This is a genomic window from Nonomuraea sp. NPDC050153, from assembly GCF_044460125.1.
Lineage (GTDB): Bacteria > Actinomycetota > Actinomycetes > Streptosporangiales > Streptosporangiaceae > Nonomuraea.
Map to the genome: position 1 here is coordinate 64,369 of NZ_JBITJQ010000045.1, position 18,889 is coordinate 83,257.

The 18,889-nt window shown below is 70.5% G+C and carries 22 protein-coding genes; 11 read left to right on the forward strand and 11 right to left on the reverse strand.

Annotation, left to right across the window (positions count from 1 at the left end; genetic code table 11):
- Positions 1-5 precede the first annotated feature (5 nt).
- From ACIBQ1_RS55375 to ACIBQ1_RS55385, 3 genes are all read left to right on the forward strand, one after another.
- Positions 6-302 carry a DUF2470 domain-containing protein gene (locus tag ACIBQ1_RS55375; protein WP_397290971.1) on the forward strand — a complete coding sequence of 99 codons (297 nt, stop codon included), beginning with the start codon at positions 6-8 and terminating at the stop codon, positions 300-302.
- A 312-nt stretch (positions 303-614) separates the two neighbouring features.
- Entirely contained in the window at positions 615-1,028 is a 414-nt protein-coding gene (locus tag ACIBQ1_RS55380) for a Fur family transcriptional regulator (RefSeq protein WP_185070409.1), read from the forward strand.
- 66 nt (positions 1,029-1,094) lie between these two features.
- On the forward strand, positions 1,095-2,033 hold the full coding sequence (locus ACIBQ1_RS55385; RefSeq protein WP_397290973.1) for a YgfZ/GcvT domain-containing protein: 939 nt from the start codon (positions 1,095-1,097) through the stop codon (positions 2,031-2,033).
- 71 nt (positions 2,034-2,104) lie between these two features.
- Here the strand turns inward: ACIBQ1_RS55385 and dtd are convergent, their stop codons facing one another.
- On the reverse strand, positions 2,105-2,530 hold the full coding sequence (gene dtd / locus ACIBQ1_RS55390; protein WP_397290975.1) for a D-aminoacyl-tRNA deacylase: 426 nt from the start codon (positions 2,528-2,530) through the stop codon (positions 2,105-2,107).
- A 71-nt stretch (positions 2,531-2,601) separates the two neighbouring features.
- Here dtd and ACIBQ1_RS55395 point away from each other — a divergent pair, with 71 nt between their 5' ends.
- Positions 2,602-3,510, forward strand: a complete 909-nt coding sequence (locus ACIBQ1_RS55395) for an asparaginase (protein ID WP_397290977.1) — start codon at positions 2,602-2,604, stop codon at positions 3,508-3,510.
- On the opposite strand, the gene ACIBQ1_RS55400 is transcribed toward ACIBQ1_RS55395, so the two are convergent.
- Complete coding sequence (locus tag ACIBQ1_RS55400) at positions 3,507-5,114, reverse strand: DUF2207 domain-containing protein (RefSeq protein ID WP_397290979.1); 1,608 nt, start codon at positions 5,112-5,114, stop codon at positions 3,507-3,509. The two genes, ACIBQ1_RS55395 and ACIBQ1_RS55400, sit on opposite strands and share 4 nt — an antisense overlap.
- Before the next feature lie 28 nt (positions 5,115-5,142).
- On the reverse strand, positions 5,143-6,294 hold the full coding sequence (locus tag ACIBQ1_RS55405; protein ID WP_397290981.1) for an FAD-dependent monooxygenase: 1,152 nt from the start codon (positions 6,292-6,294) through the stop codon (positions 5,143-5,145).
- Positions 6,295-6,336: 42 nt separating this feature from the next.
- Here ACIBQ1_RS55405 and ACIBQ1_RS55410 point away from each other — a divergent pair, with 42 nt between their 5' ends.
- Positions 6,337-7,248: a TetR/AcrR family transcriptional regulator C-terminal domain-containing protein gene (locus ACIBQ1_RS55410; protein ID WP_397290983.1), complete on the forward strand. Its 912-nt coding sequence runs from the start codon at positions 6,337-6,339 to the stop codon at positions 7,246-7,248.
- Here the strand turns inward: ACIBQ1_RS55410 and ACIBQ1_RS55415 are convergent.
- The 6 genes from ACIBQ1_RS55415 to ACIBQ1_RS55440 form a co-directional block, all read right to left on the reverse strand.
- Entirely contained in the window at positions 7,245-7,979 is a 735-nt protein-coding gene (locus tag ACIBQ1_RS55415; protein WP_397290985.1) for an alanyl-tRNA editing protein, read from the reverse strand. The genes ACIBQ1_RS55410 and ACIBQ1_RS55415 overlap by 4 nt on opposite strands.
- 25 nt (positions 7,980-8,004) lie before the next feature.
- A complete protein-coding gene (locus ACIBQ1_RS55420) occupies positions 8,005-8,373 on the reverse strand; it encodes a DUF2516 family protein (protein WP_397290987.1) in 369 nt (122 codons plus the stop codon).
- Positions 8,374-8,489: 116 nt separating this feature from the next.
- The gene (locus tag ACIBQ1_RS55425; RefSeq protein ID WP_397290989.1) at positions 8,490-8,888 is read right to left on the reverse strand and encodes a hypothetical protein; all 399 of its coding nucleotides are present in this window, start codon (positions 8,886-8,888) and stop codon (positions 8,490-8,492) included.
- A gap of 3 nt (positions 8,889-8,891) precedes the next feature.
- Positions 8,892-9,383 carry a helix-turn-helix domain-containing protein gene (locus ACIBQ1_RS55430; protein ID WP_397290991.1) on the reverse strand — a complete coding sequence of 164 codons (492 nt, stop codon included), beginning with the start codon at positions 9,381-9,383 and terminating at the stop codon, positions 8,892-8,894.
- A gap of 63 nt (positions 9,384-9,446) precedes the next feature.
- Entirely contained in the window at positions 9,447-10,352 is a 906-nt protein-coding gene (locus ACIBQ1_RS55435) for a M56 family metallopeptidase (RefSeq protein WP_397290993.1), read from the reverse strand.
- On the reverse strand, positions 10,349-10,705 hold the full coding sequence (locus tag ACIBQ1_RS55440; RefSeq protein WP_355390972.1) for a BlaI/MecI/CopY family transcriptional regulator: 357 nt from the start codon (positions 10,703-10,705) through the stop codon (positions 10,349-10,351). The genes ACIBQ1_RS55435 and ACIBQ1_RS55440 overlap by 4 nt, the downstream gene beginning before the upstream one ends.
- A 122-nt stretch (positions 10,706-10,827) precedes the next feature.
- On the opposite strand from ACIBQ1_RS55440, the gene ACIBQ1_RS55445 reads away from it, so the two are divergent.
- The 3 genes from ACIBQ1_RS55445 to ACIBQ1_RS55455 are packed head-to-tail and all read left to right on the forward strand — an operon-like array spanning position 10,828 to position 13,593.
- The gene (locus ACIBQ1_RS55445) at positions 10,828-11,283 is read left to right on the forward strand and encodes a DUF305 domain-containing protein (protein WP_397290995.1); all 456 of its coding nucleotides are present in this window, start codon (positions 10,828-10,830) and stop codon (positions 11,281-11,283) included.
- A 2-nt stretch (positions 11,284-11,285) separates the two neighbouring features.
- Positions 11,286-13,073, forward strand: coding sequence for a cytochrome c oxidase assembly protein (locus ACIBQ1_RS55450; protein WP_397290997.1), 1,788 nt, complete (start codon positions 11,286-11,288; stop codon positions 13,071-13,073).
- A 16-nt stretch (positions 13,074-13,089) separates the two neighbouring features.
- The gene (locus ACIBQ1_RS55455; protein ID WP_397290999.1) at positions 13,090-13,593 is read left to right on the forward strand and encodes an O-acetyl-ADP-ribose deacetylase; all 504 of its coding nucleotides are present in this window, start codon (positions 13,090-13,092) and stop codon (positions 13,591-13,593) included.
- A 3-nt stretch (positions 13,594-13,596) separates the two neighbouring features.
- Here ACIBQ1_RS55455 and ACIBQ1_RS55460 read toward each other — a convergent pair whose 3' ends face one another.
- Positions 13,597-14,415, reverse strand: coding sequence for a class I SAM-dependent methyltransferase (locus ACIBQ1_RS55460; RefSeq protein ID WP_397291001.1), 819 nt, complete (start codon positions 14,413-14,415; stop codon positions 13,597-13,599).
- Positions 14,408-15,151 (reverse strand): SDR family NAD(P)-dependent oxidoreductase, encoded by a 744-nt coding sequence (locus ACIBQ1_RS55465; RefSeq protein ID WP_397291003.1) that lies wholly within the window; start codon positions 15,149-15,151, stop codon positions 14,408-14,410. The genes ACIBQ1_RS55460 and ACIBQ1_RS55465 overlap by 8 nt, the downstream gene beginning before the upstream one ends.
- Before the next feature lie 162 nt (positions 15,152-15,313).
- Between ACIBQ1_RS55465 and mshA the strand changes: the two genes are divergently transcribed.
- Genes mshA through ACIBQ1_RS55480 form a run of 3 tightly spaced genes read left to right on the forward strand, consistent with a single transcriptional unit; the run spans position 15,314 to position 17,837 of the window.
- Positions 15,314-16,552, forward strand: a complete 1,239-nt coding sequence (gene mshA, locus ACIBQ1_RS55470) for a D-inositol-3-phosphate glycosyltransferase (RefSeq protein WP_397291043.1) — start codon at positions 15,314-15,316, stop codon at positions 16,550-16,552.
- Between the two features lie 38 nt (positions 16,553-16,590).
- Positions 16,591-17,070, forward strand: a complete 480-nt coding sequence (locus ACIBQ1_RS55475) for a YbjN domain-containing protein (protein WP_397291005.1) — start codon at positions 16,591-16,593, stop codon at positions 17,068-17,070.
- Positions 17,071-17,093: 23 nt separating this feature from the next.
- A complete protein-coding gene (locus ACIBQ1_RS55480; RefSeq protein WP_397291007.1) occupies positions 17,094-17,837 on the forward strand; it encodes a phosphoglyceromutase in 744 nt (247 codons plus the stop codon).
- Positions 17,838-18,889: the final 1,052 nt, after the last annotated feature.

Sequence of the window (18,889 nt, forward strand, 5' to 3'; positions counted from 1 at the left end):
CCGATATGAGCACGCCTTTCACCGCTGACGCCGTCGAGGCGATCAAGCGGCACATGAATGACGACCACGCTGAGGACTCGCTGATCATCGTACGGGCGCTCGGCGACCGGCCCGAGGCCACCTCGGCGATGACGAGTGACGTGGACGCGGAGGCGATCGAGTTCACGGTCGACGGCGCCGAACGGGTGCGGGTGCCCTGGGGCGAGACGCTCACCGAGCGGGCCCAGGTGCGTAAGGCCGTGGTGCGCCTCTATCGGGACGCGTGCGACAAGCTCGGGATCGCGGCGCGCGGCGAGCACTGAGCAGGCATCGCGCGGCTGGCACTCAGAAGGTATGAAGAAGGGCCCCGGGCCAACTCCACCTGCCGGGCAGGTGGGCCGGATGGACCATGGCCGGGATCGGCATCCCGCCCTCCGGCTGCCAGGGGCCCCGGTGGTTGCCTCGTATTTCGCGTACGTCACGAGACAACAGTCCGCGACGTTAGCGGACAACCACCTCGCTAGCCCAACTATGATTCACCATTGTTTGGACCACCTCCTTTCCGCGTACCAAAGACGCTATGCGCTCCCGCTCAAAAGGGGCAAGTGAATATCTCCGAGTCGTAGACTCGGGGCATGACGGAGACGCAGTGGCACGAGGAACTCCGCGCCAAGGGCTACCGGGTCACCCCGCAGCGCCAGCTCGTCCTTGAGGCGGTCAAGACGTTGGAGCACGCCACGCCCGAGGAGATCTGCGTCAAGGTGCGCGAGACCGCGCGCGGCGTGAACATCTCCACGGTCTACCGCACGCTGGAGCTGCTCGAAGAGCTCGGCATGGTGACCCACACGCATCTGGGGCACGGCGCGCCGACCTACCACCTGGCCGCCGAGGCCGATCACGTGCACCTGGTGTGCCGGGGGTGCGACGAGGTGTTCGAGGTGCGGCCCGAGCTGGCGGACGGGCTGGTCAAGGGGCTGGACGAGGAGCTGGGGTTCGTCGCCGACGTGCACCATCTGACCGTCTTCGGCCGGTGCCGCAACTGCCGGTAGGCCGGCCGCCGGGCGGGAGCACGACCGCATTCGGGCATTGGCGCGGGTGCCGATAGCCTGGATGGCATGCGTAGCCCTCTGCTCGATCTCCCCGGTGCCGTCGCGGCCGACGGGCCGGATTCCGACGTAGCCGCGCACTACGGCGACCTGTTCGCCGAGCAGCGCGCGCTGGCCAAGGGTGCTGCGGTCGTCGACCGCAGCAACCGCGAGGTGATCCGCATCTCCGGCGTCGACCGGCTGAAATGGCTCAACGACCTGACCTCGCAGAAGCTCGACACGCTGCGCCCCGGCGAGTGGACGCAGACGCTCGATCTCGACCTGCAGGGCCACGTGCTGCACCACCTGACGCTCGTCGACGACGGTGAGAGCCTGCTGGCCCACGTCGAGCCGGGCACCGCGCAGAGCCTGATCGACTATCTCGACCGGATGCGGTTCATGCTGCGGGTCGAGGTGTCGCGGGCCGACGACCTGGCCGTGTTGTCCACGGCGACCGAGGACTTCTTCGTGCCGCGCGACGAGCTGCCCGACCACCTGGGCAAGCCGCTGGCGGGGCTGTGGGCGTACGAGGCGCTGCGGATCGAGGCGCACCAGCCGCGGCTGGGGTTCGACACCGACCACAAGACGATCCCCCATGAGGTGGCCTGGATCGGCACGGCCGTGCACCTGAGCAAGGGGTGCTACCGGGGCCAGGAGACGGTCGCCCGGGTGCACAATCTCGGGCACCCGCCGCGTCGCCTGGTGTTCCTGCACCTCGACGGCAGCGTCGACACGCTGCCGGCGCACGGCGATCCGGTGATCTTCGAGAGCCAGGAGGTCGGCGTGGTCGGGTCGGCCGCCCGGCACCACGAGCTCGGGCCGATCGCGCTGGCCGTGGTCAAGCGCACGGTGCCGGTGGACGCGCCGCTGCTGGCCGGTGGCGTGGCCGCCGCCCAGGAGGTCATCGTGCCGCCGGACGCGGGCCGCAACGTCTCCATCGACCCGGCCCTCCGCCGCCGCATCCGCTGAGAGGCCGGGAGGGCCAGGCTTGAGGCCCCGAGAGGGGCCACAGGCCGTGGTGGGGGCGGCCCCAGGGGCGGTCAGATGTCGAGGACGAGGGTGATCGGGCCGTCGTTGACGAGCGACACCTTCATGTCCGCGCCGAAGACACCCGTCTCCACGTGCGCCCCCAGCCCCCGCAGCTCCTCCACCACCGCCTCCACCAGCGGCTCCGCGACCGGCCCTGGTGCGGCCGCCTGCCACGTGGGCCGGCGCCCCTTGCGGGCGTCCCCGTACAGGGTGAACTGGCTGATCACCAGGAGCGGCGCCGACACGTCCGAGCAGGACTTCTCGCCGTGCAGGATGCGCAGGCCCCAGAGCTTGGCGGCGAGCTTGGCGGCCTCGGCCCGCGTGTCCGCGTGGGTGACGCCCACCAGCACCAGCAGGCCGGGCTCGTCGACGGCGCCCACCGTCTGACCGTCGACCACCACCGACGCCGAACTCACTCTCTGCACCACTGCTCGCATGGCACCCCATTCTGGACCAGTAAGAGAGCGGCGAGAACGGTCCGTAGACTCAAGCCGAAAGGAGAGGCGAAATGTCGATGATTGTGGAAGTTGTCCGATCCGGGTTCGTGGAGTCCACGCATCAGGCTCGCATGCTGACCGTGGACGCGGAAGGACGCCCGGTCGAGGCGAAGGGCGCGGTGCACGTTCCCGCGTCGCCACGGTCGTCGATGAAGCCGCTCCAGGCGCTCGGCATGCTCCGTTCCGGCCTCGGGCTGGAGGGGGAGCTGCTGGCGCTGGCCTGCGCCTCGCACTCGGGCGAGCCGTTCCACGTGGACGGCGTCAGGAAGATCCTCGCGGGCGCCGGGCTGGAGGAGGCGGCGCTGCTGTGCCCCGAGGACTACCCGTACGACCGGAGCGTCACGGAACGCGGGCGCGTCTACATGAACTGCTCGGGCAAGCACGCCGCCATGCTGGCCACCTGCGTGCTGAACGACTGGCCCACCGAGTCCTACCTTGAGCCCAGGCACCCGCTCCAGCGCGCGATCCGCGAGACCGTGGAGGACCTGACGGGGGAGCGGGTGGCGGCATCCGGGGTGGACGGGTGCGGGGCGCCGCTGTTCTTCGTGTCGATGCTCGGCGTGACGAAGGCGTTCCGGGCGTTCCCGATGTCGTCCCCCGACTCGTACGAGCGCAGGATCTTCGACGCGATGAGCACCTACCCCGAGTGGACCTCGGGCACCGACCGCCCCGAGGCCAAGCTGATGCGCGCGCTGCCCGGGCTCATGCTGAAGGCGGGGGCGGAGGCGTTCGACGCGTTCGTGTTCGAGGACGGGCGCGCGGGCACCGTCAAGATCGAGGACGGGTCGCAGCGCGCCCGCGTCCCGGTCACCGTGGCGGCCCTGCGCTCGCTCGGCCTGGACGCGCCCGAGCTGGCCGAACTGGCCGTCCCGCCGTTGCTCGGCGGCGGCCGGCCGGTCGGCGAGCTGCGACTGCGTTAGAGGGTGCGGAACTGGCGGCTCGCGGAGATGGCGCCCGAGGTCGTCGTGGTGAACGTCCGCATCGACCCGGCGAACTTGGACAGGTCCCACTCCGCGGGCCCGTGGTACCAGTACAGGTTGTCGGACTGGTGGCCGGTCCCCGTGACCGAGGCCACCACGCGCGACCAGTGCTCCACCCCGTCGAAGATCACCGCATAGGGCAGATACCGGGAGAACAGCTCCACCCGGTGCTGCTCCGGCACGTTCCCCAGCTCGCCGGAGAACAGGTACTGCCGGAAGCCCATCGTGTGCGCCAGCGCCGCCGACCCCTTGGCCGTCTTGGCCGGCATGTACTGCCCGCCGGCGGCCAGGGCGCCGCCCGCGATGATCAGGGCCAGACCCAGCAGCCCGTACGTGGTGAACCAGGCCAGCCCCACCGTGGCCAGGATGCCGACCCCGATGAGGATCACGCCGATCGTCGTCCACCTGGTGCGCTCGGTGTCGGGCCGGCGGGCGAACCAGCCCTGCCGGACCACGTCGGCGTACAGGGCGTCGCGCACCTTGCCCAGGTGGGCCGCGAACGAGCCGGACAGCTGCGACAGCAGCACCCCGTCCCGCCCCTCGAAGATGGCGTCGTACAGGGCGCGCTCGTACGGCAGCAGCGCGTTGACCGGCGCGTTCGGCAGCCGGACCAGCATCCAGTCGGGGGCGTCGTACGTCTGGCGCGGCTGCTCGTCGATCCGCAGGTAGCCACGGACCGCCAGGTCCACGATCGTCGCGGTCACGTCGACCACGTCGGCCTGTTCATCCACCAGGGTGCCGATCTGGCCGGGCCGGACGCCGTCGGGCGGGGAGAAATGGCCGTTCTGCACCGGATCGACCGGGCTCTGCGCGTGGTCGGCGGCCCTGGCGTCACGGCCGCGCGTCCAGTAGAGCAGGGCAACGCCGCCGAGCAGCAGCACCAGCAGGCCGGCCAGGGCGCCGCCGGTGACGAGGTTCAGCGTGAACGCCGCGGCCAGCGAGAAGCGCTTCTCCAGGATGGGGACGCCGGAGCTGGACCCCTTGGGGTAGCCGATGACCACGGTCAGGGCCTGGCCGGGCGCGATGTTCTCCTGCTCGAAGTCGGCCTGGGTGGCCGAGTGGTCCATGGAGGCCGAGGTGCAGCCGATGGCCGAGGTCAGCTCCCCGGCGAAGCAGGACAGGTTCTGGACCTGACCTGGGCCGTTCACCTTTACCGTCGCCTTGGCGACCTGCCGGCTCCAGCCGTTCACCGCGAACCAGCGCAGCTCCTCGACACCGCCCGAGGTGGTCACCGCTCCCTTGACGTCGTACTCGACCGTTCCGTCGCCCTTCACGGTGAGCACGTCGCCGGTGAGGGTGCCGCCCTTGACGTTCGAGACCTGGTAGACGCGGTCGTTGCCGTCGTCGTATCGCGTCCTGGTGATGAACGTCCGTTTGAGCTCCCCCGACGCCCCGCTGATCTTCTCGACCACGTGCAGGGTGCCGTTCTTGCCGAGGGTCATCGTCACCTCGTCCGTGATCCCGGCACCCGCCGCGTGCGCGGGTGCGGCGGTCAACGTCAGAGCGGTGGCCCCGAGCGCGGCCATCGTGAGTCTGATACCCATGGCGGCAAATCGTATCGGTTCGTGACTGTCAGTCCAGCGTGATGCTGGTTGCGGCCCGCTGAACGCTCTCCGGCGAGGCGCCCTGGCCGGGGTTCTCGACGGCGAGGGCCTGGTTCCGCGCGACGAACGGGCGCATGCGCTCCTCGTACCGGTCGAAGGCCGCGATCGGGTCCCTGCCGAGCTCCTGCGCCAGCACGTACGCCCCCACCAGCGCCAGGCTGGTGCCCTGCCCCGACAGCGGCGAGGCGCAGTAGCCCGCGTCGCCGATCAGCGCGACCCGGCCCTTCGACCAGCGCTCCATCTTGACCTGGGCCATCGCGTCGAAGTAGAAGTCGTCGGCCTGCCACATGGCCTCCAGCAGCTTGGGCACCTCCCAGCGCAGCCCCGAGCACCGCTCCTGGATCAGTCGCTTCTGCCCTTCGACGTCGCGGTGGTCGTACTCGATGGGCCCTGCGCCGAAGCCCAGGTTGACCCGCATCACGCCGGTGTCCCGGTCGCTGAAGACGGCGCCTCCCACGTCGCCCTCGCGGAACCAGGTCTGCCAGTGGTCCAGGTCGAGGAAGTTGTCGGCGGTGAAGATGGAGACGTACATGCCGAGGTGGCCGAGGAACTGCGCTTCGGGGCCGAAGGCGAGCCTGCGCACGTTGGAGTGCAGGCCGTCGGCGCCGATCACGTGGTCGTAGCGCCCCCGGCCGCCGCTCTCGAACGTCACGTCCACGCCGTCGGCGTCCTGGACGAGGGTGGCGATCGAGTCGCCGTAGACGTACTCGGCGCCGGAGATCGAGGTGAGGATGGCGGTCAGGTCGTCACGCATGATCTCGATGTCCGGGCTGTCGAACCGGCCGCCGCTGACCGTCTCCTCATAGCTGCGCATCAGCTCGTTGCCGTCGCCGTCCATCATGGACATGCCGCGCATGGTCGTCCGCAGAGCCCTGATCTGCTCGATGACGCCCATTTTCGCGACCACGTCCAGCGCGGCCCCTCTGATGTCGATGGCCTGGCCGCCCTTGCGCGGTGCCGGGGCCCGCTCGACGAGCGTGGTCTCGTACCCGTGCCGCCGCAGCCAGTACGCCAGGACGGGGCCGCCGACGCTCGCGCCGGAGATGAGCACCTTCATGGTCTGCTCCTTGTCGAAGTTGACGTTGTACGCTGAATGTACGACGTACGGACAGCGGCTCACAAGGGTATGATGGCGGGATCTGTACTAGTACAGGAGGTCAGGATGGCAGCGCCCTACGCCGAGATCGTCGCCGACATCAAGCGCCGCATAGCCGACGGCCGGCTCCGCCCGGGAGACCGCGTCCCGTCCACCAGGCAGATCGCCAGAGACCGGGGAGTCGCCCTGGCCACCGCCGCCAAGGCGCTCGCGCTCCTGGCCCAGGAGGGCGTCGTGGTCGCCGAGCCGCGCGTGGGGACGATCGTGGCCGAGCCGCGCGGGGGCAGGGCGGCGGCCCGGCGTCCGGATATTTCAGGCAATGAGGCGACTCGGGAGCGCATCGTACGGGCCGCCATCGAGATCGCCGACGCCGAGGGCCTCCCCGAGCTGACCATGCGCGGCGTCGCCGACCGGCTCGGCATGGCCACCATGTCCCTCTACCGCCACGTGGGCGGCAAGGACGACCTGATCCTGCTGATGGTCGAAGCCGTCATCGACGAGTTCGCGCTGCCCAAGGAGCCCCCGGACGGCTGGCGGGCCAGGGTGGAGACGTCGGCCCGCCTGCAGTGGGCCGGCTACCGCGCGCACCCGTGGATGGCCGGCGTCACCTCGCTGACCAGGCCGCTGCCCTCGGCCAGCCTGCTGAGGCACACGGAGTGGGTCATGGCGGCGCTGGCGGGCACGAAACTCGACGCCACGGCCAAGATGCACGTGCACACCCTGGTCTACAGCTACGTGCAGGGCATCGCCGCCAACATCGAGCTGGAGCGGCGCGCCCAGGCCGCCACGGGCGTCAGCGCCGACGAGTGGATGGCCGACCAGGAGGAGCACCTGCTCTGGATCGCCGAGTCGAACGACTATCCGGCCTTCGCCGGGGTCGTGGCCGACCTGGGCGGCGACTTCGACCTCGACCTGGACCGGCTCTTCGAGTTCGGGCTCGGCCCGCTGCTCGACGGCCTCGCCAAGGTGATCGACTAGTCGGAGATCTGGATGCGCAGCCGGCGGAAGCCGCGGCCCTTGCTCTCGATCTTGGCCACCTTGATGTGGCCGATCTGCTTGGTGGAGGCCACGTGGGTGCCGCCGTCGGCCTGGGTGTCGAGGCCCACGATGTCGACGATCCGCACGTCCTGGACGGCCTCGGGGACCAGGTTGGTGGCCGTGCGGATGATGTCGGGGATCTCGAACGCCTCCTTGCGGGGCAGCACGCGTACGTCGATGCGCCGGTCGGCGGTGATCTCGGCGTTGCACGCGTCCTCGACGGCCTCCTTGAACCCGGCGGGCACCTCCGGCAGGTTGAAGTCCATGCGCGCGCTGAGCTCGTCCATGTTGCCGCCGGTGACCAGGCAGCCGTAGTCCCTGAACACCACCCCGCACAGCACGTGGAGCCCCGAGTGCGTACGCATGAGGGCCGAGCGCCGCTCGTCGGCCACCGCCGCCCGCACCACGGTGCCCACCGGCGGGATCGGGTCGCCCTCGGCCGGGATCAGGTGGAGGTCGTCGCCCTTGCGCGCCCCCATGATGCGCGTCTCGACGCCCTGCCAGAGCAGCACCCCGTGATCCGCCGGCTGGCCGCCGCCCCCCGGGTAGAACGCCGACCTGTCGAGCACGATCCCCTCGGGCGTCGCCTCCAGCACGACTGCCTCGAAGTCGCGGAGAGCCTGGTCCGACAGTTCCAGCCGCTGCGTGCGCCCGTGAAGGTCGTAGGTCATGTCGGCAGCCTAACGCCCGGGCCGGTCACCAGGGGCCGTAGGGACCGTTGTTGCCGCGTCCGCCCATGCCCTTGACGGCCGGCTTGACGTCGACGATGTAGATCGTGGCGGCGATGGCCGCCACGATCGAGAAGAAGCCGAGGGCGCCCAGACCGATGAACTCGATGCCGCCGACGATGAGGAAGGCGGTGAAGTAGCTCCACGCCCCGCCTACCGAGAACAGCGACGCCAGCGCCAGGATCAGCAGCCAGATGTTCTTCTGCAGCTTGCCCGCCGAGACGAAAGCGCCGGTCGGCACCCGTAGCGCGTGGACGAACGCGTAGACCGACATGCCGAGGATGGCGGCGGCGAGCACCAGGAAGAGGAGATTGAGGACACTGTTGATCAAATTCATGTTGTTGGCTCCGCACGACGCCGCAATGAAATCGGCTTCAGCCTAATAGGCCACCCCGACAGACGGGCACCCCAAAGCGGAAAGCCCGCCTCCCCAGGAGACGGGCTTTCTCTGGATCACTTGGCCTTGGTGGTGCGGGGCTTCCTGGCCGGAGCGGCGGGCTTGGCGGTCTGCGAAACCTCTTCGAGCTCCAGCGCGACGTCGCCGCTCGTCTTGCTGACGACCCGGCGGCCGCGCGTGGCGAAGTCCTCGTAGGCCTCGGTGGCCTTGTTGGTGAGCTGGTCGGCGTAGACGCGGGCCCGCTCCGGGAACTCCTTGGCGAAGCTCTCGGCCTTGCCGGCGTACTCGCGGGCCCGCTCCGGCAGGTCCTTGGCCAGCTCGGAGCGGCGCGACTGCAGCTTCTGCAGCTGCTCGGGCAGCTCGCGGAGCTTCTCGACCGCGAAGTCGCCGACCCCGGCGACGGCGTAGAACGGCTTGGACTCCGTAAGCTTCTTGACCTCGGTTGCGAGCGTCATGGGTTAACCTTCCTTGGTTTCCTGGGTGACGTTGCCGTTGCCGGAGGGCGCCGTATAGGGCTGAAGAGCGGCGAGAAACTCCTCCGGCAGCGGTTCGTCGTCCGATTCGGAGTCGTGCCGAGGGCGAGCATTCTGGGAGGTCTGCTCGTCTTCGGCGCGCTTCTCCTTGCGGAACGACTCATAGATATCAATCAGCACCTGGCGTTGCCGCTCGCTGAGGTGCGTGTCGGCCCTGATCGCCGTGATGACGTCGCTTGGCGGCTCACGGTCCTCGATGAGGCCCGCCTGCACGTAGAGCGCCTGCGAGGAGATGCGCAGACCCTTGGCGATCTGGTTGAGGATCTCCGCGCTCGGCTTGCGCAACCCGCGCTCGATCTGGCTCAGGTAGGGGTTGGAGACCCCTGCCGCCGCCGCGAGCTGGCGCAGCGAGATCTGCGCCTGCTGTCGTTGCTCACGGATGTATTCGCCGATCGAGCCGACCTTGGGTAGTGCCATGCCTCATAGTCTGCCCCGCGGTGCTTGCAATTGCAAACGGAGCAGTTAACGCCAGCAAGCACGTCAGAGCTGGAAGACCCACAGAAGTGGTGCTGAGGTGACCAAAGTCACAGATAGTGCGATGTAGCCGTAGCGCACCGGAGCGGCCAGCTCGGGACCCGGCTTGATCAGGCGGTCGACCCTGGCCATGACGTGCTTGGCGTGCACACCCAGCATGCCGTGCGGGGTCGGCATGGCGCCCGCCGTACCGAACCTGAGCAGCGCCGTCGCCAGCCTGCGCGGCGAGCAGTAGCGCCGGGCGCGGTCGTCGGCGGCCATCTCGACGAGCAGCTCCACCTGCGACTGCGCGTCGGCCACCACCTTCGACCAGGGCAGCGCCCTGCGCAGCGCGGCGAACGGCAGCAGCACCAGGTCGTGCCGCTCGCGCACGTGGGCGGCCTCGTGCGCGAGCACGGCCGCCATCTCGTCCTCCGACAGCAGCTTGAGCGCGCCCTCGCTCACCACGACCTGCGAGCGCAGGCCGGGCACGCAGTACGCGGCGGCGCCGGGGTGGTCGAGCACCCGCACCCCGGGCACGCCCGGGTCGTCGTGGGAGATCAGCGCGAGCAGCATGCGGTGCCGCCGGCGGGCGCGCAGCGCCTGCACACCCGCGGTGAGCAGCACCGCGATCAGCACGGTGAGCGCGGTGAGCCCCGCGATCAGGGCCAGCACGTGCATCGGGTCCCACGCCTCGAGCGGCGCCCGCCCCTGCGCGAACGCGATCAGCCCGGGCAGCACCCCCTCGCCGTACGGCTGGACCGCGTACGCGAGCATGGCGCCGGTGGTGGCCAGGCCCCAGGCCACGCCCAAGGATTGCCAGACGATGATGGCCAGCCGGGGAGCGCGTGAGGTCCACCGGGCAGTCGTGAAACGCCAGGAGCCAACCGCGCACGCCGTGGCGAGCGCTGCCAGCGCCACTGCCGAGATCACTCTTCCTCCAGCTCCGTAAGGGCTCTGCGCAGGATCTCCGCCTCCGAGCCCGACACGGCCTGGGCGAAGCGGGTCAGGGCGGCCGATCGGTCGCCCGTCATGTCCAAGGCTTCAAGCATAAGCTCGGCAATGTACGCGTCGCGGCTTTCGGCGGGTAGATATCTCCACGCCCGGCCGTCCCGGGTGCGCTGGAGGAAGCCCTTGCGGGTGAGGCGGTCGAGGACGGTCATCACCGTGGTGGGGGCAAGATCGCGGTCGGCAATGAGCCGGCCGACCTCACGGGCGGTCAGCGCGCGGCTCTCCGCCCAGAGGATGTCCATGATGCTGCGCTCAAGCTCGCCAAGACCCTTCACGCCCTTCAGGGTAGCTCTACAACCTGTCGAGCTGGCATTCGGGGCGTGTGAACCATGTCTCCGTGTCGTGCGTATCTCCGTGCATGCGTTGGCGAACAGCGGTTGTGGTCCTGCTTGGTCTCGTGCTGGCGTCCGGGTGCTCCGCCTCGGCGGACAGCACGGCGACGCACGTCCAGGCGGACGTGGTCTTCAGCCAGGAGATGATCACACACCACCAGCAGACGATCCAGCTGGCCGAGGTGGCGGCCAAGAGCGGAAAGTCCGCGTACGTGCGCGACCTGAGCAAGAAGCTCATCGCGGAGGAGCAGGCGGACATCGACATGATGTCGTCGTGGCTGCAGTCCTGGCAGGAGCAGGTGCCGACGCAGCCGACCGCCCAGATGGGCGCGGAGCTGAAGGCCGGCTCCGGGTTCGACAAGGAGTGGCTGTCGGCGTTGTCGGGGCATCTGGAGCACGGCGTGATGATGGCCGAGACCGTCAAGAAGTCGGGCAAGCACGGGCCCACGCTGGAGCTGGCTGACAAGATCATCACCGCGCAGAAGGCGGAGCTGGCCGAGATCGCCAAGCAAGCGGGCTGACCGTGGCCAGGGCGTTCCCGTACATCGTCGAAGGCCGCTCGGCCAGGACCCACGCCTCGGCCAGGACGTACGCCGGCGCGGCGGTGGCCGCCGGCGTCGTGGTGCTGGTCGTCGTGCTGCGGTTCGGCGGGGCGATCAAACCGGAGATCCCAGGGCTGCCCACCGCCGGGCCGCTCACCGAGTGGGGGCTGCCCCTGGCCCGGTTCTGCTACGACCTGTGCGCGGTCGGCTGCGTCGGGACGCTCACGGCCGCCCTCCTGGCTCCGGCCTCCTCCCCGGAGTCCCTGGCCTGCCGGCGCGCGGCCGGCCGGTGGGCGCTCGGCTGGGCGCTGGCCACGGCGCTCAGCTACGTGCTGACCCTGTCCAACCTCATCCCGCTGCCCGTCGGCGCTCTGTTCGCCTCTCCGGACATGCTGGAGTTCGGCGTCTCCATCCCGCAGACCCAGGCGCTGCTCCTGGTCCTGGCCGTCACCGCCGTCCTGGGCGTCTCCCGGCGGCTGCCCGCGGGGCTTCGGCTGGCGGTCGCGGTGTTCGGGCTGCTGCCGCCCGCGTACGTCGGGCACGCCGCCTCCGCGGGCGACCACGACATCGCCGTCTCCGCCCTCATGTCGCACCTGGTGTCGGTCTCGGTCTGGGTCGGCGGCCTGGTCGCGGTGCTCGTCCACTTCCGCCGCTCCGCTGACCTGCCGGCGGTGCTGTCCAGGTTCAGCGCCCTCGCCCTGTGCTGCTTCGCCGCCGTGGCCGTCTCGGGCGCGGCCAGCGCCTGGGTACGGCTCAGCGACCCGTCCGACCTCTGGCAGAGCACGTACGGACAGCTCCTGCTGGCCAAGACCGCCACCCTCGTGGTGCTCGGACTGTTCGGCTGGACCCATCGCCGCCGCACGGTCGCGGGCGTCGCCGACCGCACCGTACGCGGGACCTTCGTCCGCCTGGCCACCGGCGAGGTGATCGTGATGGCGGCGGCCGTCGGGCTGGCCATCGGCCTGTCCCGCACCCCGCCCCCGCCCGGTGGCGGCGGTGGCCACGACCAGGCCGCCCTGGACTACGCGCTCGCCCCCTTCACCCCGGGAGCGCTGCTCACCGAGGTCCGCCTGGACCCGACCGTCCTGCTCCTCCTGATCCTGCCCGCGGTCGCCTACGCGGTCAGCGTGCGCAGGACGGCCGCCTGGCCCGCCGGCCGCATGGTGGCCTGGTACGCGGGCCTGGCGCTGACCGCGCTGGTGCTGCTCGGCGGGGTCGGGAGCTACGCGCGGGCGATGTTGTCGGTCCACGCGGTCCAGCACACGGTGCTCACCGTCGTCGCTCCGCTCCTGCTCTGCCTGGGCGCCCCGGTGGCGCTCGCCGGCCGTCACCGGTTGCTGGCCCATCCGGCCGTCTACTTCGCCGCGTTCGTCCTCCTCTACGGCACGCCCTGGTTGTCGTGGTCGCTGTCCGGTTACGCCCCTCACCTGGTCACCGAGCTTCTGTCCTTCGGCCTCGGCCTGCTGGTGTTCGGCGTGCTGACCGGGACGGACCCGGCGACCTGGGGCGAGCGCGCCCGCCTGCTGGCCGCCGTGACGCTGACCCACCTCGCCGTCGGGACGTACCTGCTGCTCGCGTCCCCGGTCGCGGCCGACTGGATCTCCCTCGCGGCCCCGCCCGGCGCGCCCGGCGTCCTCGCCGACCAGCGCCTGGCCGGAGCCGTGGTCATGCTCCTGCCGCTGCCCGCGCTCGTCCTGCTGGCCGTACGCATGGCGGCGGGCAGGGCGGCGGACAGGGGGAGCGCGGTACTGGCGCGCGACGGCCGGTGATCGTCACTCTGGTGAGATGCACATCACGCTGGTGAAGGGCGACATCACCGAGCAGCCGGTGGACGCCGTCGTGAACGCCGCCAACTCCTCCCTCATGGGCGGTGGAGGAGTGGACGGCGCCATCCACCGCCGCGGCGGTCCGGAGATCCTGGAGGAGTGCCGGAAGCTGCGTGCCGGCCACTACGGCAAGGGGCTGGCCACCGGACAGGCGGTCGCGACGACGGCCGGGCGCATGCCCGCGAAGTGGGTGATCCATACGGTCGGGCCGGTGTACTCCATGTCACAGGACCGTTCGGAGCTGCTGGCCTCCTGCTACCGGGAGTCGCTGCGGGTGGCCGACTCGCTGGGGGCCAGGTCGGTGGCCTTCCCCGCGATCTCGACCGGGATCTACGGCTGGCCCATGGACGACGCCGCGCGGATCGCCCTGGACGCGGTGCGGCAGGCGGACACGTCCGTGGAGGACGTCCGCTTCGTGCTGTTCGACAGCGCGGCCTACGCCGTGTTCGAGGCGCGCCTATAGCCGTCAAGTGCGCGGATCCACCGCCGAGAACGGGAGGGTCAGCTCGCCGAGCCGCCACCGGGCCGGGCCGCCGAGGGGCGGCCGCATGGGGACGGGCCAGGAGCCCGACAGCGCGCGCACGGAGGCCAGCCACCGCTGCCGCAGCCCATGAGCCCCGTACGGCGCGCTCACCGCCCACGCGTGGTCGAAGTCGCTCAGGAACGCATGAATCCGCTCGCCCGGCACATTCCGGTGGATGAGGGTCTTCGGCAGCCGGTCGGCCAGATCTGAAGGCCGCTCGAAGGCATCGAAACGGGCCGAGAACGTGATCGTCCGGGGCCCTTCCGGAGAGAGCCCCACCCAGACCGCGCGCCGCCCGTTCTCGGACGAGGTGCCCTCGATCAGGACACCGCCGGGGGCCAGCCGGCCTCTGAGCACGTCCCAGTAGTGCCAGGCCTCGGCCTCGCCGTACTGCCTCAGGACGTTGAAGGCCCGCACCACCGTCGGCGGGCGCGGCACGGGCAGCTCGAAGCCGCCCAGCCGGAAGCTCAGGCCCTCCCGCTCGTACGGCTTGGCCACCGCCACCCGCGCCGGGTCGATCTCGATCCCGGCCACCTCGACGCCAGGGGCCATCCGGCGCAGGCGGGTGAACAGCTCCAGCGTCGTCGTGTGCGACGCCCCGTACCCGAGATCCACCACGAGCGGCCGCTCGGTGTCCCGCAGCAGCCTGCCGTGCGCGGCGGCGAGCCACCGGTCGGAGCGGCGCAGCCGGTTGTGCCCGGTCGTCCCCCTCGTGATGGCGCCGACCGGTCTGCCCCCGGCTCCGGCGGCCGCTCTAGCCACTGACGCGGTGGACCTTGTGCTGGGCGGCCTGGGCTCTCGGGCGGATGATCAGGCGGTCGACGTTCACGTGGGCGGGGCGGGTCACGCACCAGGCGATCGCGTCGGCCACGTCCTCGGAGGTCAGCGGGTCGGGCACGCCCTCGTAGACGCGCGCAGCGGCCGCCTCGTCGCCGCGGAACCGGGTGACCGCGAACCCCTCGCTCCGCACCATGCCCGGCGCGATCTCCACGACCCGCACCGGCTGGCCGACGAGCTCCAGGCGGAGCGTCTCGACCATCGCCGTCTGCGCGTGCTTGGCCGCGACATAGCCGCCCCCGCCCTCGTACGACACCAGGCCCGCCGTCGAGGTCAACATCACCAGCACGCCGTCGCCGGACTCGACGAGCCTGGGAACGAGCGCCTGGGTCATGCGCAGGGAGCCGAGCACGTTCACGTCGTACATGTGCTGCCAGTCATCCAGGTGCCCCTCCGCGACCGATTCAAGGCCGAGGGCGCCACCGGCGTTGTTGACCAGCACGTCGCACCGCTCGAGCGAGCCCGCCAGCGCGTCGACCGACTCCTGGGAGGTCACATCCAACGTCACCGGCCTGATCGAGGGCACCTCCGCGGCGAGCTTGTCGAGCCGCTCGCGCCGCCGCGCGCCCGCCACCACCTCGAAACCCTCGGCGGCGAGCCGCCGCGCGGTCGCCTCCCCGATCCCGCTGCTCGCCCCGGTCACCACTGCCGTTCTCCGCATGCCCCTCATCCTGCCAGCCTGCCTGGGAACCGTTGACGACAGCCCTTAATCACCAGTTATGACCATGTGTCGGGAATGTCGCAAAAATTTCGATGGTTATAACCCGCTTGGAGGTGATGTCGAGTGAGGCGAAGACGGGTCAGCCGGGTCGCGACCATCAGCATGCACACATCGCCCCTGGACCAGCCCGGAACGGGCGACGCCGGGGGCATGAACGTGTACATCGTGGAGTCCGCCAAGCGGCTGGCTCAACTCGGCGTGGAAGTGGAGATCTTCACCCGGGCCACCGCCCGCGACCTCCCGCCCGTGGCCGAACTCGTCCCTGGCGTCCTCGTCCGCCACCTCACCGCGGGACCGTACGAGGAGATGGACCGGAGCGAGCTCCCGAGCCAGCTCTGCGCGTTCCTGTCCGGGGTGCTGCGGACCGAGGCCATGTACGACCCGGGCCACTACGACGTCATCCACTCCCACTACTGGCTCTCCGGACAAGTCGGCTGGCTCGCCAAGGAACGCTGGGGCGTGCCGCTCGTCCACACCATGCACACCATGGCCAAGGTCAAGAACCTCCTGCTCGCCCAGGGCGACAACCCGGAGCCCCGGGCCCGCGTGGTCGGCGAGGAGCAGGTCGTGCAGGTCGCCGACCGCCTCGTGGCCAACACCGTCGACGAGGCCCGCGAGCTGATCGACCTGTACGGCGCCGTCGAGGAGCGCGTGGCCGTCGTGAACCCGGGCGTCAACCTCACCGTCTTCCAGCCCGCCTCCCAGGGCGCCGCGCGCCGGCGGCTCGGCCTGCCGCAGGACGCGCACGTCCTCCTCTTCGTGGGCCGCATCCAGCCGCTCAAGGCCCCGGACGTGCTGCTCCGCGCCGCCTCCAGGATGCTCATCGACGACCCGTCGCTGCGCGGCCGCCTGGTCGTGGCCTGCGTCGGCGGCCCCTCGGGCAACGGCCTGGCCAGGCCGTCCCTGCTCACCGAACTGGCCGCCGAACTCGGCATCACGGACGTCGTCCGCCTCGTCCCCCCGGCCCCGCAGGAGGAGCTGGCCGACTGGTACCGGGCCGCCTCGGTGACGGTCGTGCCCTCGTACAGCGAGTCGTTCGGCCTCGTCGCCCTGGAGTCCCAGGCCTGCGGCACCCCCGTGGCCGCCGCGGCCGTGGGCGGGCTGCGCACCGCCGTGCGGGACGGGGTGTCGGGCGTCCTCGTGGACGGCCACGACCCGGCGCAGTGGGCGCAGGCGCTGCGCCGCTTCGTCGTCTCACCCCGCTGGCGCGACTCGTTGTCGGCGGGCGCCCGCGCGCACGCGGCCGCGTTCGGCTGGCAGGCGACCGCGTCCCGCCTGGTCGAGGCGTACACGGCCGCCGCCGCGCACCTGCACAAGACGCCCATCGCCCTGAACCTCTAGCCCCGACTTTTGTTCTGCCGGCCTTCTATCCTGTCGGCATGCGCGATGTCGTCGAAGCCGCGCTCAAGGCCGCGGACGTCACCTATGACGAGCCGCGGCCGGGGGCGTTCCTGGTCAAACTGCCCGGGCAGCACAAGCTCGCCACCATGACCTGGTTGATCGTGGGGGAGCAGGCGCTGCACGTCGAGGCGTTCTTCTGCCGCCAGCCCGACGAGAACCACGCCGAGTTCTACCGCTGGCTGCTCGGCAAGAACGGCTCCATGTACGGCGTGCACTTCTCGCTCGACCCCGTCGGGGACGTGTACCTGGTGGGCCGGGTGCCCCCGGCCGCCGTCACCCAGGAGGAGGTCGACCGGCTGCTCGGATGCGTGCTGACGTACTCGGACGACTGGTTCGATCGGGCGCTGGAGCTGGGGTTCGCCTCGTCGATCAGGCGGGAGTGGGAATGGCGCGTCAAGCGCGGGGAATCGCTGGCCAACCTGCAGGCGTTCGCCCGGTTCGCCGACCCGGAGCGGTGACACCTGACCATAGGATTGGCGATATGGCGACTTTGGTGCTGCTTAGGCACGGCGAGAGTGACTGGAACGCGAAGGGCCTGTTCACCGGCTGGGTGGATGTGAGCCTCTCGGCCAAGGGCGAGGACGAGGCCCGTCGTGGTGGCAAGCTCCTCCAGGACGCCGGACTGCGCCCGGACATCGTCCACACCAGTCTGCTGACGCGGGCCATCCAGACGGCCCAGCTGGCGCTGGCGGAGGCGGACCTGCTCTGGCTGCCGGTGACGCGGAGCTGGCGCCTCAACGAGCGCCACTACGGCGCCCTCCAGGGCAAGAACAAGGCCCAGACGCGCGAGGAGTTCGGCGACGAGCAGTTCATGCTGTGGCGCCGCTCGTACGACGTGCCGCCGCCCCCGATCGCGGACGACGACGAGTTCTCCCAGTCCGGCGACCCCCGCTACGCCCTGCTTCCCCCGGAGCTGATGCCCCGTACGGAGTGCCTGAAGGACGTGGTCGAGCGCATGCTCCCGTACTGGTACGACTCGATCGTCCCCGAGCTGTCGGCCGGCCGCACGGTCCTGGTGGCCGCCCACGGCAACTCCCTGAGGGCCCTGGTCAAGCACCTGGACGGGATCGGCGACGAGGAGATCGCGGGCCTCAACATCCCGACGGGCATTCCGCTGCTGTACGAGCTGGACTCCGACTTCCAGCCGCAGCGGCCGGGCGGCGAATACCTGGACCCGGACGCCGCCAAGGCCGCCATCGAAGCCGTCGCCAACCAGGGCCGCTGACCCGGAAGCACGGCCTTCCACTCAGTGGCGCTTCGCGCTCGGGGTTCCAGACAGCGTTTCCCAGGGGCTTCGCCCCCTTCGACCCCCGAAAGGCGCGGTCTTCGCAGAGGCGCGCTTCGCGCGAAGGGGCTCAGGCTGTGTCGTGTGGGGGCACGCCCCCACACCCCCGGGCGAGGGGATTCCCGTCCCCTCGCGCTCCCCGGTCCTGGGCCCTCTCGGTATTCAGGAAGGGATGGGCAGGTATGGGCGAACATCGCGAGACGACCGGCCGGTGCTATGCGTGCAAGCGCACATTCACGTTCGATCCGAGAGAAGTCATGACTCTCCTGATCGATCCCGAGACCCACATGCCACCAGGGATCACGGTCCTGGGCTCTCTTCGTCCGGCCAAACCGGAAGCCGTGGCGAGGTCTGTTGACGAGCCCATCTGCCCCGACTGCGTGACCAGGGCGAAGCGGTACGGCGAGGAGAGCGGATCGGGCAGCTCCTGGGAGAGCTGGCCGCCGAGCAGCAATTGAACCCTCGTGCCCTGGCGTGGTGGGCCCATGGTTCCCTCATGCGGTCTGCACGGTCGGCCCGAGCTCGCTTCCCGGTAGACCCGCACCGGACGTCCGAGACGGGAAAACGAACCTGCGGATCGACGGCACCTTCACCACCCGTCACCTGCGTTGTCCGGACACATGATCGAGCCATTTCCTGAGGACCGCCGGGTTCTGCGCCACGTTCCAGCGCTCCAGGAATGAGCGGCCCGGCACCTCGATGTCCGCCATGACCAGGCCCACTTCCTCCGCCTGCGCCGCGGCGGTGACCTGGCCATCCGGGGCGATGATCCGAGTCGCCCCGCCCCGCCTCCCTCCCGCCCACCCGCCGTGCCGGCGACATCGGCCGCGATCACCCAGCAGTCGTTCTCCACGGCTCGGGCGATGAGCGTGGACCGGGTCTGTGCAACCGCCCACCGGCTGAACGCTCGATGAAGCCGGCGACGACGGTCATCGTGGGTGGGCACTCCTGCAGGGCCGAGATCAGGTCCGCGTACGGGGGTGACATCGCGA

Excerpts from the sequence above, each read along its gene's own strand:
- ACIBQ1_RS55420 (WP_397290987.1), bottom strand. The coding sequence starts at position 8,373 with ATGAATTTGATCAACAGTGTCCTCAATCTCCTCTTCCTGGTGCTCGCC.
- ACIBQ1_RS55430 (WP_397290991.1), bottom strand. The coding sequence starts at position 9,383 with ATGGCACTACCCAAGGTCGGCTCGATCGGCGAATACATCCGTGAGCAA.
- ACIBQ1_RS55465 (WP_397291003.1), bottom strand. The coding sequence starts at position 15,151 with ATGCGGAGAACGGCAGTGGTGACCGGGGCGAGCAGCGGGATCGGGGAG.
- ACIBQ1_RS55455 (WP_397290999.1), top strand. The coding sequence starts at position 13,090 with ATGCACATCACGCTGGTGAAGGGCGACATCACCGAGCAGCCGGTGGAC.
- ACIBQ1_RS55415 (WP_397290985.1), bottom strand. The coding sequence starts at position 7,979 with ATGACCTACGACCTTCACGGGCGCACGCAGCGGCTGGAACTGTCGGAC.
- dtd (WP_397290975.1), bottom strand. The coding sequence starts at position 2,530 with ATGCGAGCAGTGGTGCAGAGAGTGAGTTCGGCGTCGGTGGTGGTCGAC.
- ACIBQ1_RS55385 (WP_397290973.1), top strand. The coding sequence starts at position 1,095 with ATGCGTAGCCCTCTGCTCGATCTCCCCGGTGCCGTCGCGGCCGACGGG.
- ACIBQ1_RS55425 (WP_397290989.1), bottom strand. The coding sequence starts at position 8,888 with ATGACGCTCGCAACCGAGGTCAAGAAGCTTACGGAGTCCAAGCCGTTC.
- ACIBQ1_RS55395 (WP_397290977.1), top strand. The coding sequence starts at position 2,602 with ATGTCGATGATTGTGGAAGTTGTCCGATCCGGGTTCGTGGAGTCCACG.
- ACIBQ1_RS55375 (WP_397290971.1), top strand. The coding sequence starts at position 6 with ATGAGCACGCCTTTCACCGCTGACGCCGTCGAGGCGATCAAGCGGCAC.
- ACIBQ1_RS55410 (WP_397290983.1), top strand. The coding sequence starts at position 6,337 with ATGGCAGCGCCCTACGCCGAGATCGTCGCCGACATCAAGCGCCGCATA.
- ACIBQ1_RS55480 (WP_397291007.1), top strand. The coding sequence starts at position 17,094 with ATGGCGACTTTGGTGCTGCTTAGGCACGGCGAGAGTGACTGGAACGCG.
- ACIBQ1_RS55400 (WP_397290979.1), bottom strand. The coding sequence starts at position 5,114 with ATGGGTATCAGACTCACGATGGCCGCGCTCGGGGCCACCGCTCTGACG.
- ACIBQ1_RS55380 (WP_185070409.1), top strand. The coding sequence starts at position 615 with ATGACGGAGACGCAGTGGCACGAGGAACTCCGCGCCAAGGGCTACCGG.
- mshA (WP_397291043.1), top strand. The coding sequence starts at position 15,314 with ATGCACACATCGCCCCTGGACCAGCCCGGAACGGGCGACGCCGGGGGC.
- ACIBQ1_RS55475 (WP_397291005.1), top strand. The coding sequence starts at position 16,591 with ATGCGCGATGTCGTCGAAGCCGCGCTCAAGGCCGCGGACGTCACCTAT.